Source organism: Flavobacterium cupreum, from assembly GCF_003996965.1.
GTDB classification, from domain to species: domain Bacteria; phylum Bacteroidota; class Bacteroidia; order Flavobacteriales; family Flavobacteriaceae; genus Flavobacterium; species Flavobacterium cupreum.
In genome coordinates, this window is record NZ_QWDM01000052.1 from 1 (window position 1) to 800 (window position 800).

The window sequence follows — 800 nt, forward strand, 5'->3', positions numbered from 1 at the left end:
TACCGAACAAGTTCTTTAAAAATTAACAGTCGATAAGTGTGGGCGTTTGATGAAGGTGCCAACAGAGCGCAAGCGATGTTGAATACTTAAATTATCAAATGTTCACAAAGAAGAAATATAGGCGCTTCGCAAGGAGTGGCCTGTCAGTATTTTGAGTGAGCGATCTGTCCGCAAGGACATTAAACAGAGATTGAACTGAAGAGTTTGATCCTGGCTCAGATTGAACGCTGGCGGCATGCCTTACACATGCAAGTCGAACGGCAGCGCGGAATGGGGCAACCCGGCCTGGCGGCGAGTGGCGAACGGGTGAGTAATATATCGGAACGTGCCCTGGAGTGGGGGATAACGCAGCGAAAGTTGCGCTAATACCGCATACGATCTAAGGATGAAAGTGGGGGATTCGCAAGAACCTCATGCTCCTGGAGCGGCCGATATCTGATTAGCTAGTTGGTGGGGTAAAGGCCTACCAAGGCATCGATCAGTAGCTGGTCTGAGAGGCCGCCCAGCCACACTGGAACTGAGACACGGTCCAGACTCCTACGGGAGGCAGCAGTGGGGAATTTTGGACAATGGGCGAAAGCCTGATCCAGCAATGCCGCGTGAGTGAAGAAGGCCTTCGGGTTGTAAAGCTCTTTTGTCAGGGAAGAAACGGTGGCCTCTAATACAGGTTGCTAATGACGGTACCTGAAGAATAAGCACCGGCTAACTACGTGCCAGCAGCCGCGGTAATACGTAGGGTGCAAGCGTTAATCGGAATTACTGGGCGTAAAGCGTGCGCAGGCGGTTTTGTAAGTCTGTCG

1 rRNA gene is annotated in these 800 nt (G+C 51.5%); it reads left to right on the forward strand.

From position 1 onward, the window contains the following. Window positions 1-192: 192 nt before the first annotated feature. Window positions 193-800: ribosomal RNA gene (locus tag D0817_RS26665) — 16S ribosomal RNA — on the forward strand; the annotation flags it as partial.